This window comes from Streptomyces sp. Y7, assembly GCF_043195415.1.
GTDB lineage: Bacteria > Actinomycetota > Actinomycetes > Streptomycetales > Streptomycetaceae > Streptomyces.
The window spans coordinates 173,359-188,352 of sequence record NZ_JBIDDQ010000014.1 but is presented as its reverse complement, the minus strand read 5'-3'; the positions used below and the strand labels follow the sequence as shown (position 1 = coordinate 188,352).

The following is a 14,994-nucleotide window of genomic DNA, read 5'->3' as shown; positions in this document are numbered from 1 at the left end:
ATGGCGTGGACGCGGGAAGAGATGGCCGCGCGGGCCGCACGCGAGCTGACGGACGGCCAGTACGTGAATCTCGGCATCGGCCTGCCGACCCTGATCCCGAACTATCTGCCGGAGGGCGTGGAGGTGATCCTGGAGTCGGAGAACGGCATCCTGGGCACCGGCCCCTACCCCACCGAGGAGCAGGTCGACCCCGACCTGATCAACGCCGGCAAGGAGACCGTGACGGTCCTACCGGGCGCCTCCTTCTTCGACTCGGCGCTGTCGTTCTCGATGATCCGCGGCGGGCACATCGACGTCGCCGTCCTGGGCGCCATGCAGGTGTCGCAGACCGGTGACCTGGCGAACTGGGCGATCCCCGGCAAGATGATCACCGGGATCGGCGGGGCGATGGACCTGGTGCACGGCGCCCGCTCCGTCATCGTCGTGATGACGCACACCGCCAAGGACGGCTCGGCGAAGATCCTCACCGAGTGCGCGCTGCCGCTCACCGGCAAGGCGTGCGTGAACCGGATCATCACCGACCTCGGCGTCCTGGACGTCACCGAGGACGGCCTGCTGCTCGTGGAGACGGCACCCGGCGTGAGCCCGGACGAGATCGCCGCGAAGACCGACGCCAAGCTCACCGTCGCGGAGGGCCTGCTGTGAAGACCGTGTACCTCGTGGACGCCGTCCGCACCCCCGTCGGCCGCTACAACGGCGCCCTGGCGGGCGTACGCCCGGACGACCTGGCCGCCCACGCCATCCGCGAACTGGTGGGCCGCACGCCCGACCTGGATCCGTCCCGCATCGAGGACGTCTACTTCGGCAACGCCAACGGCGCGGGCGAGGAGAACCGCAACGTCGGCCGGATGGCCGCCCTCCTCGCCGGGCTGCCCACCTCCGTGCCGGGCGTGACCGTCAACCGGCTGTGCGCCTCCGGGCTCGAAGCGGTGATCCAGGCGGCCCGCGCCATCGCCGCCGGGGACGCCTCCATCGCCGTCGCGGGGGGCGTGGAGTCGATGACGAGGGCGCCGTACGTGCTGCCCAAGTCCGACCGGCCCTTCCCGGCCGGGCACACGGAGCTGTTCTCCACCACGCTGGGCTGGCGCATGGTCAACCCGGCGATGGAGCCGCAGTGGACGGTCCCGCTCGGTGAGTCGGCCGAGCTGATCGCGGACAAGCACAAGATCGGGCGGGAGCAGCAGGACGAGTACGCGCTCGCCTCGCACCTCAAGGCGGCGAAGGCCCAGCAGGCCGGCCTGTTCGACGCCGAACTGGCGCCCGTGTCGATCCCGCAGCGCAAGGGCGACCCGGTCGTCGTCGCCGCCGACGAGTGCGTACGTCCCGATGCCTCCCTCGCCGCGATGGCCCGGCTGAAGCCGTCGTTCCGCACGGAGGACGGCACCGTGACGGCGGGCAACGCCTCCCCGCTCAACGACGGCGCCGCCGCCCTGCTGCTGACCGACGAGGAGGGCCTCGAGGCCACCGGCCGAGAGCCGCTCGCGCGGATCTCGGCCACCGGCGTCTCCGCGCTCGACCCGCACTACTTCGGCCTCGCCCCCGTCGAGGCCGTCAACCGGGCCCTCGCCAAGGCGGGCAAGGGATTCGGCGATCTGGACGTCCTGGAGCTGAACGAGGCGTTCGCCGCCCAGGTGCTGGGCTGTGTCGCCGAATGGCCCGACTTCGACCCGGCGATCCTCAACCCGCAGGGCGGCGCCATCGCCCTGGGCCACCCGCTGGGCGCATCCGGTGCCCGGCTCGCCGGCACGGTCGCCCACCAACTCGCCCGCAAGGGCGGCGGAGTCGGCGTCGCCACCCTCTGCATCGGCGTGGGCCAGGGCCTCGCCCTCGTTCTGGAGCGTTAGGAACCCGAGGAACTCCCATGACTCTCACCCAGCACGACATCGACCAGGAGATCGCGGCCGAGCACGCCGCGTACGAGAAGCGGGTCGCCGACGGCGCCCCCGTCGAACACCACCCGCGGCGCGACTACGCCCCGTACCGCTCCTCCGTCCTGCGCCACCCGAAGCAGCCGCCGATCTCCATCGACGTCAGCCGGGACCCGGAACTGGTGGAGCTGCACTCCCCCGCCTTCGGCGAACGCGACATCACCGAGATCGACAACGACCTCACCCGGCAGCACACCGGGGAGCCGGTCGGCGAGCGCATCACCGTCGAGGGCCGCCTCCTCGACCGCGACGGCCGCCCCGTCCGCGGCCAGCTCATCGAGATCTGGCAGGCGAACTCGGCCGGTCGCTACGCCCACCAGCGCGAGCAGCACGACGCCCCGCTGGACCCGAACTTCACGGGCGTCGGCCGCACCCTCACCGACGCCGGCGGCTTCTACCGGTTCACCACCGTCCAGCCGGGCCCGTACCCCTGGCGCCAGCACGAGAACGCCTGGCGTCCGGCCCACATCCACTTCTCGCTGTTCGGGACGGCGTTCACCCAGCGGCTCGTGACCCAGATGTACTTCCCGAGCGACCCGCTGTTCCCCTACGACCCGATCATCCAGTCGGTGACGGACGACGCGGCCCGGCAGCGGCTGGTCGCGACGTACGACCACAACCTGTCCGTGCCGGAGTTCTCGATGGGCTACCACTGGGACATCGTGCTCGACGGGCCCGCCGCCACCTGGATCGAAGAAGGGCGCTGACCTGCCATGACGAAGATCGACACGAGCCGTCCCGAGACGGTGCTGCCCACTCCGTCGCACACGGTCGGCCCCTTCTACGGCCACGCCCTGCCCTTCCCCGGCGGCGGCGACATCGCCCCCGCCGGCCACCCGGACACGATCACGCTCCAGGGGTACGTCCTCGACGGCGAGGGCAACCCGCTCCCGGACGCCTTCGTGGAGCTGTGGGGCGCGGACCCCGACGGCGGTGTCCCGCACGTCGACGGCTCGATGCGGCGCGACCCGGCGAGCGGCGGGTTCCTCGGCCGCAACGGCGTGGAGTTCACGGGCTGGGGGCGTGTCCAGACGGACGCCAACGGGCACTGGACCGCACGGACGCTGCGGCCGGGAGCGCGCGGGCGGAGCGCGCCGTACATCAGCGTGTGCCTGTTCGCGCGCGGGCTGCTGGTGCACCTGTTCACCCGGATCTATCTGCCGGGCGACGACACCGCGCTGGCCGCCGACCCGCTGCTCGCCCAGGTGGACGGGGCGCGACGCGACACGCTGATCGCCGAGGAGCAGGGCCGGGGCGCATACCGTTTCGACATCCGCCTTCAAGGCGAGGGCGAGACGGTCTTCCTGGAGTTCCAGTGACTTCTGCCGACGGCGACGACACCGGCCTGCTCGCCCCCGGGTGGGCAGGCTCCCCCGCGGCCACCGCGACCGGCGACACGGCCTGGCTGCGGGCCCTGCTCGACGCGGAGGCCGCCCTCACCCGGGCCCAGGCCGCCCTCGGCCTCGCCCCGGCGGAGGCCGCCTCGGCGGTGACCCGGGCGGCGCACGCGGCACGGTTCGACGTACGGTCCCTCGCCGAGCGTGCCCGTGCCGGCGGCAACCCGGTCATCCCGCTGGTCGGCGACCTGACGAAGGCCGTCGGCGACGCGTACGGGCCCTACGTCCACCGGGGCGCGACCAGCCAGGACATCATGGACACGGCGACGATGCTGGTGGCCGCGCGCACCCTCGACCTCGTCCTCGGCGACGTCGACCGCACGGCGCAGGCGCTCGCCCGGCCGGCCGCCGAGCACCGTGACACCGCGATGCCGGGGCGGACGCTGACCCAGCACGCCGTACCGACCACGTTCGGGCTGAAAGCGGCCGGGTGGCGCTCGCTGGTGCTCGACGCCCGGGACCGGGTCCGGACCGTTCGGGACGCGCTTCCCGCCCAACTCGGGGGAGCCGCAGGGACGTTGGCCGCCTTCGGGGCCTACGGCGCGGACGATCCGACCGCGCTGCCCGCCGCGTACGCCCGTGAACTCGGCCTCCGCGCGCCCGACCTGCCCTGGCACACCCTGCGCACGCCCGTCGCCGATCTCGCCGGGTGTCTCGCCTTCACGGCGGGCGCGCTCGGCAAGGTCGCCGTGGACGTGCTCACCCTGTCACGCACCGAGATCGCCGAGGTCGCGGAGGGCAGCGGCGGCGGCTCGTCCGCGATGCCGCACAAGTCCAACCCCGTACGGTCCACGCTCATCGCCGCCGCCGCGCGGCGGGCGCCGCAGCTCGCGGCCACGCTGTACGGGTCGCTGGCGGCGGAGGACGAGCGTCCGGCCGGCGCCTGGCACGCCGAGTGGGAACCGCTCAGGGACCTGCTGCGGCTGGTCGGCGGGGCCGCCCGGGACGCCGTGGAACTGGCCGGCGGGCTGCGGGTCAGGGCCGACGTCATGCGCGAACACCTCGATCTCACCCATGGGTTGATCGTCTCCGAGCGGCTGTCCGCCGAGCTGGCACCGGTGCTGGGCCGGGCCCGCGCCAAGGAACTGCTCACCCGGCTGGCCGCCGAGGGACGGCCGCTCGCCGCGGCGCCGGAACTCGCGGACGTCGACCTCGACCCCACCCACTACACCGGCTCCGCCGGAGCCCTCACCGACCGCGCTCTGGAGCGACGTTGAAACTCCTCGACCACCGTGCCGAAGGACCCGCCTCGGCACCGCCGCTGCTGCTCGGACCCTCGCTCGGCACGTCGTCCGCCCTGTGGGACAAGGTCGCGCCCGAGTTGTCGATCACCCATCGGGTGGTGCGCTGGGAACTGCCGGGGCACGGCGGTTCGAGTGCCGATCTCATCGGGGCGGGCGCGACGGTCGGTGATCTGGCCGCCCTGGTACTGGCGCTCGCCGACTCGCTCGGCATCGAGCGGTTCGCGTACGCGGGTGTCTCGCTGGGTGGCGCGGTCGGCCTGCATCTCGCCGTGCACCACCCCGAACGGGTCGACGCGCTGGCCGTGATCTGCTCGTCGGCCCACTTCAACGGTTCCAGGCCATGGGAGGAGCGGGCGGCGCAGGTGCGCCGCGAAGGACTCGCGGAGCTCGCGCAGAACGCGAACGCCCGCTGGTTCACCCCCGGTTTCACCGTGCCGGAGCTGGTCCGGGACCACCGCGACGCCGATCCCGCCGCGTACGCCGCCTGCTGTGACGCGCTCGCCGCGTTCGACCTGCGCGACCGGCTGGCCGAGATCTCCTCCCCGACGCTGCTGATCGCCGGGCGCGAGGACCCCGCGACCCCGCCGGTCCACCTGCGGGAGATCGCGGACGCCGTACCGAACGCCGCCCTCGTCGAGATCCCGGGGGCCTCGCATCTGGCACCGGCGCAGTGCCCGGAGGCCGTCCTCACGGCGCTGCGGGCGCACTTCGACGGAGCGTCGGGGCGTGGCATGGAGGTGCGGCGCGAGGTACTGGGCGACACGCATGTGGACCGGGCGCAGGCACGGCAGACGCCGTTCACCGCACGCTTCCAGGACTTCATCTCGCGCTACGCCTGGGGCGAGATCTGGACCGACCCGACGCTCACCCGCCGCGAGCGCAGCATGATCACCCTGACGGCGCTCGTCGCGCACGGCCACTACGACGAGCTGGCCATGCACGTCCGCGCGGCCCGGCGCAACGGGCTGACGCCGGAGGAGATCGGCGCCGTACTGCTCCAGACGGCCGTGTACTGCGGGGTCCCGGCGGCGAACTCGGCGTTCGCGACGGCGCAGCGGGTGCTCGCGGAAGAGGAAGGGTGACCCTGCCGGTCGTAGCTCCAGCGGCACCTCGCACATGCCTCCGCCCGCGCCTACGGTGGGGGCATGTCCACGATTCTGATCACGGGCGCCACCTCCGGTCTCGGCCGTCACGTGGCCTTCGAGCTGGTCCGTTCCGGGCACGGCGTCCTCGCTCACGGACGGGACCCGGGCCGGGTCGAACGGCTCGTGGAGGAGCTGCGGGCCGAGGGCGAGGCCGACGGGTACGTGGCGGACCTGGCCTCGCTGGAGCAGGTGCGTCAGCTGGCGGCGCACGTCGCCGGGGAGCATCCCGAGCTGGACGTGCTGATCAACAACGCGGGGGTCGGCTTCGGCTCGCCCGGCACGGGCCGTGAGCTCAGCGCCGACGGGCATGAACTGCGCCTCGCGGTGAACTACTTGGCGCCGGTCGCGCTGACCCGTGCCCTGCTGCCCGTGCTGCGTGCGAACGCGCCCGCGCGGATCGTCAACGTGGGGTCGGCGGGCCAGGAGCCGCTCGATCTGGACGACCCGGAGCTGACCCGCGGCTACGACGGCACCGCGGCCTACCGACGCAGCAAGTTCGCCCTCGCGGCCCACACCTTCACCCTGGCCGAGGAGCTGGCGGGCACCGGGGTCGCGGTCAACGTGCTGCACCCGGCGACGTTCATGGACACCGGGATGGTCCGCGAGGGCGGCATCACGCCCTGGAGCACGGTCGCCGACGGCGCCCCGGGGGTCCTGGCCCTGGCGACACGGGACATGGGAACGGGCGGCTACTACGACGGGACGTCACAGGCGCGGGCGCACGAGGGGACGTACGACCCGAACGTGCGGCGACGACTGGCCGCCGTCACGGATCAACTCCTCAGACTCTGACGCCCCCGTAGGGGCGCGGGGAACTGCGCGACCGGCCACAACGGCGCGGCAGCCGAGAACCGCCCCCTCTCGGCCGTCTAGCGGAGCGCGAGCGCCGCCTCGGCCTGAAGCACCAGCCCGTCCGCCCCGCACGACTGCGCGAGCGTGATCCCCCGCCGCAGCTCCGCGGCGGACCGCGCGGCGATGCCGTACTCGACGCGGGCCGCCGCGTGTTCGTACTGGCACGGCGAGGCCTCCAGATAGGTGACCGCCTGTTCGGCCAGCCGCACCGCCCGCTGCCCGGTCTCCAACGCGGCGGCGCACCGCAGGGCCTCGCCGATCGCGGTGTCGGTGCCCAGGCGCTCGGCGCTGCGGCGGACCTCGGTGGCGAGGCGGGCGGCACGCGCCGGGTCCTCGCTCGCCAGGACCCGGGTGAGGTCGACCGCCCAGGGGACGAGCACCGGGTTGTGGTGGCCACGCGCTTCGGCCGCCTTCTCCGCCGCCTCCAGTTCGTTGATGCCGTCCTTGGTGCGGCCGACGGCCAGGAGCAGCCGGCCGCGGACGGAGCGCGGGTCCGGCAGGACGATGGTGGACGGGTACGGCGGCGCGAAGCCGTACTGGTCGGCGATCTCCCAGGCCTCCTCGACATGGCCGCGGGCCAGGAGCGTGTCGACGAGGTTGCAGGTGGCGGACCAGTGCAGCGGCAGCCGCCGCCCGACGCGCTCGGCGAGCGCCAGCGACTTGCGCAGGGACGCCTCCGCCTCACGCAGCCGACCGCGCCTGCGCAGCCCGAGTCCGACGTAGGCGTGGGCCAGGGAGAGGTGGCCGCCGCTCCAGCCGGCGGACTCGTACGCGCGCAGCGCCTCGTTGTAGAGGGCATCGGCGCGGTCCAGCCGGTCGGTGTAGGCGTAGGCGCTGGCCAGCATCATCGGCAGTTCGATGCCCCACTCGGGGTCGGTCCAGCCGAGCCCGGGGGCGAGGCGGCCGTTGACGAGGGCCCGGTCGCACAGTTCGACGACCTCTTCGGCGTTCTCGCCGCGGGCCATGGCGTCGAAGCCGCGCAGTATCAGCAGGGCGCGCTCGGAGTTGTCGCGGCCGGTGCAGGTCCGGGCGAGTTCGGCGAGGCGGGTGGAGCGTCCGGGTGAGGTGGTCTCGCCCGCGTGGATGCCCTCCCACATGAACTGCACGGCCTGGAGGCGCAGCCTGGCCGGTCCGGCCGGGTGCCGGGCGGCCTCCGCCTCCACGGTGCGGACGGCCTCCTCCAGCTGGTCGTTGTGCAGGAGCGCCTGGGAGAGCCGGTAGACGGCGTCGACGCGCTCGTCGCCGTCGAGGCCGGGCATGGCGAGGGCGGCCTGGAGGTGGTCGATGGTGGTGGCGGGCGCGGTCAGCAGGGTGGCGCAGCCGAGTTCGTGGAGCACGCGCGCGTGGACCTCGGGCAGCGGCGGTTCCAGCAGGGCGCGCTCCAGACAGCGGCGGGCCGCGTCGGGCGCGCCGACGGCGAGGTGCTCACGGGCGGCCTCGCGCAGTTGCTCGACGAGTTCCGCGTCGTCGTCCGGGTGGACCTCCAGGAGGTGGCGGGCGGCGACCGCGGCGCCGTGGCCGTTGTCGGTGACGACGCGGGCGGCGATGCCGTGCATCGCGGTGCGCAGGGCGTCCGGGATGGAGTTGTAGACGGCGGTGGCGATCAGCGGATGCACGAACTGCAGCTCGCCGTCGTCCGGTTGGACGCCCGCCGGGTCGGCCTCGGTGAGGATGCGGGCGGTGCGCAGCTTCTCGGCGCAGCGCACGGCCTCGTCCAGGCTCATGGTGGCGAGTTCGGCGACCAGGTCGACGGAGATCCCGGTGCCGAGGATCGCGGCCGCCCAGGCGAAGCGGGTGGACTCGATGCCGAGGGTCTCCAGGCGGGCGACGAGGCCGCCGCCGCGAGCCGCGCGGTTCAGGGCGCGCAGCTCGGCGGCCGCGGACTCGGTCGGTTCGAACTCGCTGTCCTGGACCTTGGCGAGAAGTTCGACGGTCTCGTACGGGTTGCCGCCGGTGACCGCCCAGACCTCGCGGCAGAACGGGGCGTCGGCGTGCACGCCCAGCGTGGCGCGGGTCAGACCGGTGGTGGCGTCCGGGGTGAGGGCGCTCAGGGTGGCGACGGAGGACCCCGCGGCGGCGACCGTGTCGAGGTGGCGGGCGCTGTCGCCGCTGGTCTCGCCGGGGCGGCGGGCCACGACGACCAGGACGTTCTGCTCGCCGACGTGCTCGGCGAACGCGGCGAGCCAGCGCAGGGTCTCCTGGTCGGCCCAGTGCGCGTCGTCGATCAGCAGGACCAGCGGCCAGTCGCGGCGGGCCAGCCTGCGGACGGCGGCGACGAGCCCGTCGCACACGCCCTGCGGGTCGGCCTGGCGGTCGCCGGGGTCCGTTATGCCGAGGGCGGGGCCGGCGATGTCGTACCAGTCGCCGAGGTACTCGCGTGCCTCTTCCGGCATCAGCGACAGCAGCGCGGGCTGCAGGAGCTGCCGTACCACGTTGAAGGGGACGGAGCTCAGCGTCTCGCTGCCGCGGGCGGACCAGACCGTGCAGCCGCGGGCCTCGGCGATACGGCGGGTTTCGGCCAGCAGAGCGGTCTTGCCCAGTCCCGCCTCGCCCCGGAGCACCAGGAGGCTGCCCGACGAGGAGTTGTCCGCGCACAGCGTGTCGAGGGCCCCCTCGACCGCGGCGAGTTCCTCGTCGCGCTCCCAGAGGGAAGCCGAGGCGGCCGGTGTGGGCCGTACCTGCGTCATCCCGCTACCTCCCCAATGTCGCCCTGACGACGTACAGACCTCGAGCGTAGCCGTCCGGGTGACTGAGTGGAGGCCGGTCCGGGCAGCTGTTGCCGTGATGGGTGACGGTGGGTACGGGCAGGCGACGCGAACGGCCCGCGACCTGCCCCTGAAAATCTGAATGACAGTCAAAAACTGTCGCTCGAACCGGTATTCAGTCGACACCCGCTCGACCTGGCGGCCGGCCCCGGGCGACCGTCGAACGCGCGGAGATGACCTTGGCTATCCACGAGCGAGGCACGGTCCGGTCCCGCAAGGCCCTGGTCGCGGGGTCGGTGGGCAACTTCATCGAGTGGTACGAGTTCGGTGTCTACGGCTACTTCGCGACGATCATCGCGGCGCGCTTCTTCACGCCGGAGGGCGGCAGCGAGGCGGAGGCGCTGGTGAGGACGTACGCCTCGTTCGCGCTGGCGTTCTTCTTCCGGCCCGTCGGAGCGGCGTTGTTCGGCCGGCTCGGGGACCGGATCGGGCGGCGTCCGGTGCTGATCCTGGTGATCACGCTGATGACCGTGGCGACGACGCTGATCGGCGCGCTGCCGACGTACGCCACCGTCGGTGCCCTCGCGCCCTGGCTGCTGACGTTCCTGCGGGTGCTGCAAGGGCTCTCGGCGGGCGGGGAGTTCGGGGGCGCGGTGTCGGTGATGACCGAATTCGCGCCACCGGGGCGGCGCGGGCTGTACGGGTCGTGGCAGTCGTTCACGGTCGCGCTGGGGCTGCTGGGCGGCGCGGGGGTGGCGACGCTGCTCGCCACCTTGCTGACCGAGACGCAACTGGGTAACTGGGGCTGGCGGTTGCCGTTCCTGCTGACCTTGCCGCTGGGGCTCGGCGCGCTGTGGTTGCGGCTGCGGCTGGACGAGACGCCGGCGTTCCGGGAGGAGCGGCGGGCGGAGCGGCCGCCGGCCAGGGCGGTCGCGGGGGCGATCGCCCTGGGGGCCGGGCGGATCATGGGCTGGGCGGCGGCCGGCTACACCTTCCTCGTCGTACTGCCGTCCTATCTCCAGTCCACGCTGGACGCGACCTTCCAGCAGGCCCTGATCGCGACGGTGCTGGCCAACTTCGGCTTCGCGGCGACGATCGTGCCGGCGGGATGGCTCAGCGACCGGTTCGGACGGCGGCCGGTGATGCTGACGGGAGCGGTGCTCGTGGTGCTGCTCGCGGTGCCGCTGCTCAACCTTCTTCAGGACCCGGGCGTTTCCCTCACCGTGAAAGGTGCGGCAGTGTGGGGCGCGGGAGCCGTGGTGGGGCTGATGGCGGGCCCCGGGCCCGCGATGCTCGCGGAACTGTTCCCGACGAACGTGCGCTACACGGGACTGGGACTCGCCTACGCGTTGTCCAATGCGGTGTTCTCGGGGTGCGCCGGCCTCATCATCACGGAGACGATCGAACGGACCGGGAGCGTGGACATCCCCGCGTACTACGCGGCGGCCACGTGCGCGGTGAGCGTTCTGGCGCTGACGTGGACACCGAGGTCCGTGGTCGCCGGGGCCGGGGTCTCCGAGTCCGGGGGCAGGGCCGAGTCCGGGGTCAGGGCCGGGGATGCGGACGGGGCCGCGGATGCGGACGGGGCCGCGGATGCGAAGGACCCGGCGGTGGAGAACGCGAAGGGGAAGGCGAGTTGATCTGGTGCGGGCGACCGGATGCGGGTGATCGGGATGCGGGCGAAGGATGCAGGCGATCTGGTGCGGGCGACCGGATGCGGGTGGTCGGATGCGGGTGATTGCATGCGGGTGATCGGATGCGGGTGATCGGTCTGATGTCGGGGACGTCGTACGACGCCGTCGACGCCGGTGCCGTCGATCTGGGTCTCGACGGCGACAGCCTCGTCCTCAAGCCGCTGGGGCTGGTGAGCGAGGCGTACGACGAGCCGTTGCGGGAGGCGCTCACGGCGGCGCTGCCGCCGGCATCGACCTCGATGGCCGAGGTGTGCCGGCTGGACACCCGCATCGGGCAGACGTTCGCCGCGACGGCCGTACATGCGGTGCGTGAACTGTGCGACGGGCGGGCGGAGTTGATCGCCTCGCACGGGCAGACCGTGTACCACTGGGCCGAGGAGGGCCGGGTGCACGGGACGCTCCAGCTCGGGCAGCCCGCGTGGATCGCCGAGGCGACCGGGCTGCCGGTGGCCGCCGACTTCCGCTCGCGCGACATCGCCGCCGGCGGTCAGGGCGCGCCGCTGGTCAGCCTGGTCGACCTGCTGTGGCTGCGCGGCCGGCCGGGCACGCCCGTCGCGCTCAACATCGGCGGCATCGCCAACCTCACCACACCCGACGGCACCGCCTTCGACACCGGGCCCGGCTGTGCGCTGATCGACGCGGCGGCGCGGGGGTTCAGCGGCGGACGGCTGTCGTACGACGTGGACGGGGCGCTGGCCGGTCGCGGCACCGTCCACGAGCCGCTGCTGAACCGGCTGCTGGAGGAGCCCTATTACGCGCTGCCCGCGCCGAAGACGACCGGCAAGGAGCTGTTCCACCTGGGTCATCTGCGGGACGCGCTGGCCGGTGTCGGCACCCTGCCGGCCGAGGACGTCGTCGCCACGCTGACCATGCTCACGGCCCGGACGATCGCCGACGCCGTGGGCGCAGTGGGCGCGACCGAGGTGATCGCCTCGGGCGGCGGGACGCGCAACCCCGTGCTGATGAGAATGCTCGGGCAGCGGCTGCCCGGCGTGGCGCTGCGCACCTCAGACGAGCTGGGTCTGCCGTCGGCGGCGAAGGAGGCGTACGCCTTCGCCGTGCTGGGTTTCCTGACGGCGCACGGCCTGCCCGGCACCGAGCCCTCGGCCACCGGCGCCCGGCACGCACGCGTACTGGGCTCGATCACCCCGGGACAAGACGGACTACGGCTCCCACCACCGGCCGGGCGCCGTCCGGTACGGCTCGTCGTGCAGTGACGCCGGACGTCGCGCCGTACCGCCGGGGGCGAGGCCACGACCGCGCGGCCACCTTTGCGCGGCTGACGTCCGCGGGCGGGCAACGGCCCGTATGGCCTCGTCATGGCGGGACGCCCGGCCTCGCGCCATAGCGCCAACGCGGTCACGCCCACGCCGGCTCACCCTCGCCGGGCGGACTTCCACCACTGAGCCGGCAACCGCCCGTACGGCCCCGTCGTGGAGAGACGCCGGCCTCGCGCCGTAACGCCCGGCGCGGTCACGGCCACGCCGACCCGCCCTCGCCAGGCGGACTTCCACCACTGAGCCGGCAACCGCCCGTACGGCCCCGTCGTGCAGAGACGCCGACCTCGCGCCGTAACGCCGGCGAGGTCGCGAGCGCCCCGCCGCTCCCTCGTGAGGCTTCGCGGGACCGACATTCCGGGCGCCTGGCGGGGTCCTCTCATCCCGCTTTCACCGACGCCTCATACGGTGTGCACATGACCCAGGTGACTCCTCCCGGCTGGTACCCCGACCCCGGCCGGAAAAGTGACGGTCCGCCCACCGAGCGCTGGTGGGACGGCAAGGCATGGACGGACCAGGTCCGGCCCGTGGAGCCGGCCGGCGGATGGAGCCCTCCGGAGCAGCCGTCGGCCGTCGCGGAGCCCGCGGCGCATCCGGAGCAGCCACCGGCCGGGGACGAGCCCGCCGCGCAGCCGGGCCGGCCGTCGGCTGTCGGCGAGCCCTCGGCGTATCCGGCCCAGCCACCGGCCGCCGGCGACCCTTCGGCCTATCCGGCCCACCAGGGCCAGCCGGGCCAGCCGGGCCAGCCGGGCCAGCCGGGCCAGCCGGGCCAGCCGGGCCAGCCGCAGCATCCGGGCCTTCCGGCGTACCCGGGCTACCCCGTGCACCCCGGTTATCCCGGCCAGGTGCAGTCCGGCGGGCGGCGTGGGCTGCGCACGGGCATAGCCGTGGGGGTGGCCGTGGTCGTCCTCGCGAGCATCGGCGTCGGCGTGTACGCGCTGACCGCGGACGGCGGCTCGGGCGGCGGCAGCTCCAGCTCCCAGCAGGGCCCCGACGGACAGGGTGGTCAAGGCGGCCAGGGTGGTCCCGGTGGCGGCCAGGGCGGCCCCTTCGGGGACTCCGGCGGCGGCGACGGCGGTTCCGGTGGGCAGTCGCCCACGCCGGAGGGATCCGAGGCGCCGAGGATCGAGAGCGGTTCGGTCGCCGACCCGGTGAACGGGATCAGCGTCCCCGTGCCCGAGGGCTGGTACGGCCAGGAGATCACCGTGGGTGCGCAGGTGTCGTCGAAGGAGACGTACAAGTGCCCCGCCGACACCTCCGAGACCTGCATGAAGGGCGGCGCCTACTCGGCCCCGGCGCTGGCGCTCGGCACCAAGGGCGATACCGCCGAGGAGGTCGCCAAGGCGGACATCTCGGCGAACGCCGAGGAGTCCTACGGCAAGGGGTACGGCGAGATCACCTCGCACGAGGTACTGGCGTCCAAGGCGGTGACCGTGGCCGGGCAGAAGGGCTACCTGGTCCGCTGGAAGGCGGTCACGAGCAAGGGCTCCGACGGCTACGTCGAGTCGCTCGCCTTCCCCTCCCCCGCCAACGCGCGGCAGATGGTCGTGGTCCGCTTCGGCGTCGACGTCGGTGAGAAGCAGTCGGTGATCGACGAGATCACGAAGGGCATCAAGGTGTCCAGCGGCGGGGGCAACGGCCAGGACGTCTGAACCGCCCCGCCCCACCCCGATCCCCCGCCCAGGCCCAACGGTCCCCGCCCTGGGCCCGGTCCACCCAGGACAACTCGACCCCGATCCGCATCGGCCAGGCCCACCCGGGTCCGTGCCGGCCAGGACCGCCCGAACCCGCGCCGGCCATGCCCACCCCGGTCCCGCCCGGGACCACCCGACCCCGGTCCGCCTCGGACAAGAGGCGGCCGGGTGGAGCTCCTCTCCGCTCAAGAGGAACCCCACCCGGCCGGGGGGTGCGCGCCGCCCCCGTCCCCACGGTGCGGCGCGGAACAGGTCACCGTCCAGTCATCCCGTGGACGGCGGCCTGGGTCCTAGGTGAGTCCGAGCGTGGGCAGCACGGCGGCCTCCACGAACCGGACGATGTACTCCGGGTCGGCGTCCTCGCCCTCCAGCACGGGCCGGGCGCGCAGCACGCCGAAGATCTGGGCGGGGATGTACTCCAGCGCCGGATTGTCGGCGGCCACCTCTCCCCGTTCGACGCCGCGCCTGAGGATCTGCCGCAGCGCGTCGATCTCGGGGTCGATCAGCGCCTCGCGCAGCGCCTTCTTCAGTTCCGGATCCTCCATGACGGCGTGACCGAGAGCCTGCAGCAGCCGGGTGTCCTTCGCCGACCAGGCCCCCGCGGCCCGTGCGGCCTCCCGCAGGTCGTCCGCGAGCGTGCCGGTGTCGATGCCGTCGAAGCGCGTCTGCCGGCTGGCCCGCAGGGCCGCCGCCACGAACTGCGGCTTCGTCTTCCACTGCCGGTAGAGCGTGGCCTTGCTGCACCGCGTGCTGGCGGCGACGCCCTCCATGGTCACGGAGTCGTAGCCGCAGGCGCGGACCTGTTCGAGGACGGCGTCGAAGAACTCCTGCTCACGCTCGGGCGTGATCTTGGAGCGGCGCGTGGCGGCGACCGTCTCCGGTCCGTCAGCGGCCTGCGACGTCATCTGCTCGTCTCCTCGCTCGCGTGTCTCGCCCCGCCCTGTCCGGGGCTCGCCTTCCAGTGTGTCGCACGTCTATCGAAACGCCACTGTACCGGAACGCTGGCGTATCGGTACAGTGGCGTATCGGTACAGGCACGTTTCGGTACGTCGCCGTAT

At 73.4% G+C, this 14,994-nt stretch carries 12 protein-coding genes; 10 read left to right on the top strand and 2 right to left on the bottom strand.

All coding sequences use genetic code 11. The features are described 5' to 3' along the window. The 7 genes from ACGFW6_RS29280 (at position 1) to ACGFW6_RS29250 (ending at position 6,506) form a co-directional block, all read left to right on the top strand. The gene (locus ACGFW6_RS29280) at positions 1-645 is read left to right on the top strand and encodes a CoA transferase subunit B (RefSeq protein WP_393516176.1); all 645 of its coding nucleotides are present in this window, start codon (positions 1-3) and stop codon (positions 643-645) included. After that, positions 642-1,844, top strand: coding sequence for a thiolase family protein (locus tag ACGFW6_RS29275; RefSeq protein WP_393516173.1), 1,203 nt, complete (start codon positions 642-644; stop codon positions 1,842-1,844). The genes ACGFW6_RS29280 and ACGFW6_RS29275 overlap by 4 nt, the downstream gene beginning before the upstream one ends. 17 nt (positions 1,845-1,861) lie before the next feature. After that, a complete protein-coding gene (pcaH, locus tag ACGFW6_RS29270) occupies positions 1,862-2,635 on the top strand; it encodes a protocatechuate 3,4-dioxygenase subunit beta (RefSeq protein ID WP_393516170.1) in 774 nt (257 codons plus the stop codon). 6 nt (positions 2,636-2,641) lie between these two features. Next, positions 2,642-3,247 carry a protocatechuate 3,4-dioxygenase subunit alpha gene (gene pcaG, locus ACGFW6_RS29265; RefSeq protein ID WP_393516167.1) on the top strand — a complete coding sequence of 202 codons (606 nt, stop codon included), beginning with the start codon at positions 2,642-2,644 and terminating at the stop codon, positions 3,245-3,247. Further along, positions 3,244-4,542, top strand: a complete 1,299-nt coding sequence (gene pcaB / locus ACGFW6_RS29260) for a 3-carboxy-cis,cis-muconate cycloisomerase (protein WP_393516165.1) — start codon at positions 3,244-3,246, stop codon at positions 4,540-4,542. Before pcaG ends, pcaB begins: the two co-directional genes overlap by 4 nt. Further along, complete coding sequence (gene pcaD, locus ACGFW6_RS29255; protein WP_393516162.1) at positions 4,539-5,651, top strand: 3-oxoadipate enol-lactonase; 1,113 nt, start codon at positions 4,539-4,541, stop codon at positions 5,649-5,651. The genes pcaB and pcaD overlap by 4 nt, the downstream gene beginning before the upstream one ends. Before the next feature lie 63 nt (positions 5,652-5,714). Continuing rightward, the gene (locus tag ACGFW6_RS29250) at positions 5,715-6,506 is read left to right on the top strand and encodes an SDR family NAD(P)-dependent oxidoreductase (protein ID WP_393516159.1); all 792 of its coding nucleotides are present in this window, start codon (positions 5,715-5,717) and stop codon (positions 6,504-6,506) included. 77 nt (positions 6,507-6,583) lie between these two features. On the opposite strand, the gene ACGFW6_RS29245 is transcribed toward ACGFW6_RS29250, so the two are convergent. Beyond that, entirely contained in the window at positions 6,584-9,253 is a 2,670-nt protein-coding gene (locus tag ACGFW6_RS29245) for an ATP-binding protein (protein WP_393516156.1), read from the bottom strand. 257 nt (positions 9,254-9,510) lie between these two features. Between ACGFW6_RS29245 and ACGFW6_RS29240 the strand changes: the two genes are divergently transcribed. The 3 genes from ACGFW6_RS29240 (at position 9,511) to ACGFW6_RS29230 (ending at position 13,894) form a co-directional block, all read left to right on the top strand. Continuing rightward, on the top strand, positions 9,511-10,911 hold the full coding sequence (locus ACGFW6_RS29240) for an MFS transporter (RefSeq protein WP_393516153.1): 1,401 nt from the start codon (positions 9,511-9,513) through the stop codon (positions 10,909-10,911). 116 nt (positions 10,912-11,027) lie between these two features. Beyond that, positions 11,028-12,182, top strand: a complete 1,155-nt coding sequence (locus ACGFW6_RS29235) for an anhydro-N-acetylmuramic acid kinase (RefSeq protein WP_393516150.1) — start codon at positions 11,028-11,030, stop codon at positions 12,180-12,182. 476 nt (positions 12,183-12,658) lie between these two features. Continuing rightward, the gene (locus ACGFW6_RS29230) at positions 12,659-13,894 is read left to right on the top strand and encodes a DUF2510 domain-containing protein (RefSeq protein WP_393516147.1); all 1,236 of its coding nucleotides are present in this window, start codon (positions 12,659-12,661) and stop codon (positions 13,892-13,894) included. A 332-nt stretch (positions 13,895-14,226) separates the two neighbouring features. On the opposite strand, the gene ACGFW6_RS29225 is transcribed toward ACGFW6_RS29230, so the two are convergent. Beyond that, a complete protein-coding gene (locus ACGFW6_RS29225; RefSeq protein WP_393516144.1) occupies positions 14,227-14,841 on the bottom strand; it encodes a TetR/AcrR family transcriptional regulator C-terminal ligand-binding domain-containing protein in 615 nt (204 codons plus the stop codon). Positions 14,842-14,994 lie beyond the last annotated feature (153 nt).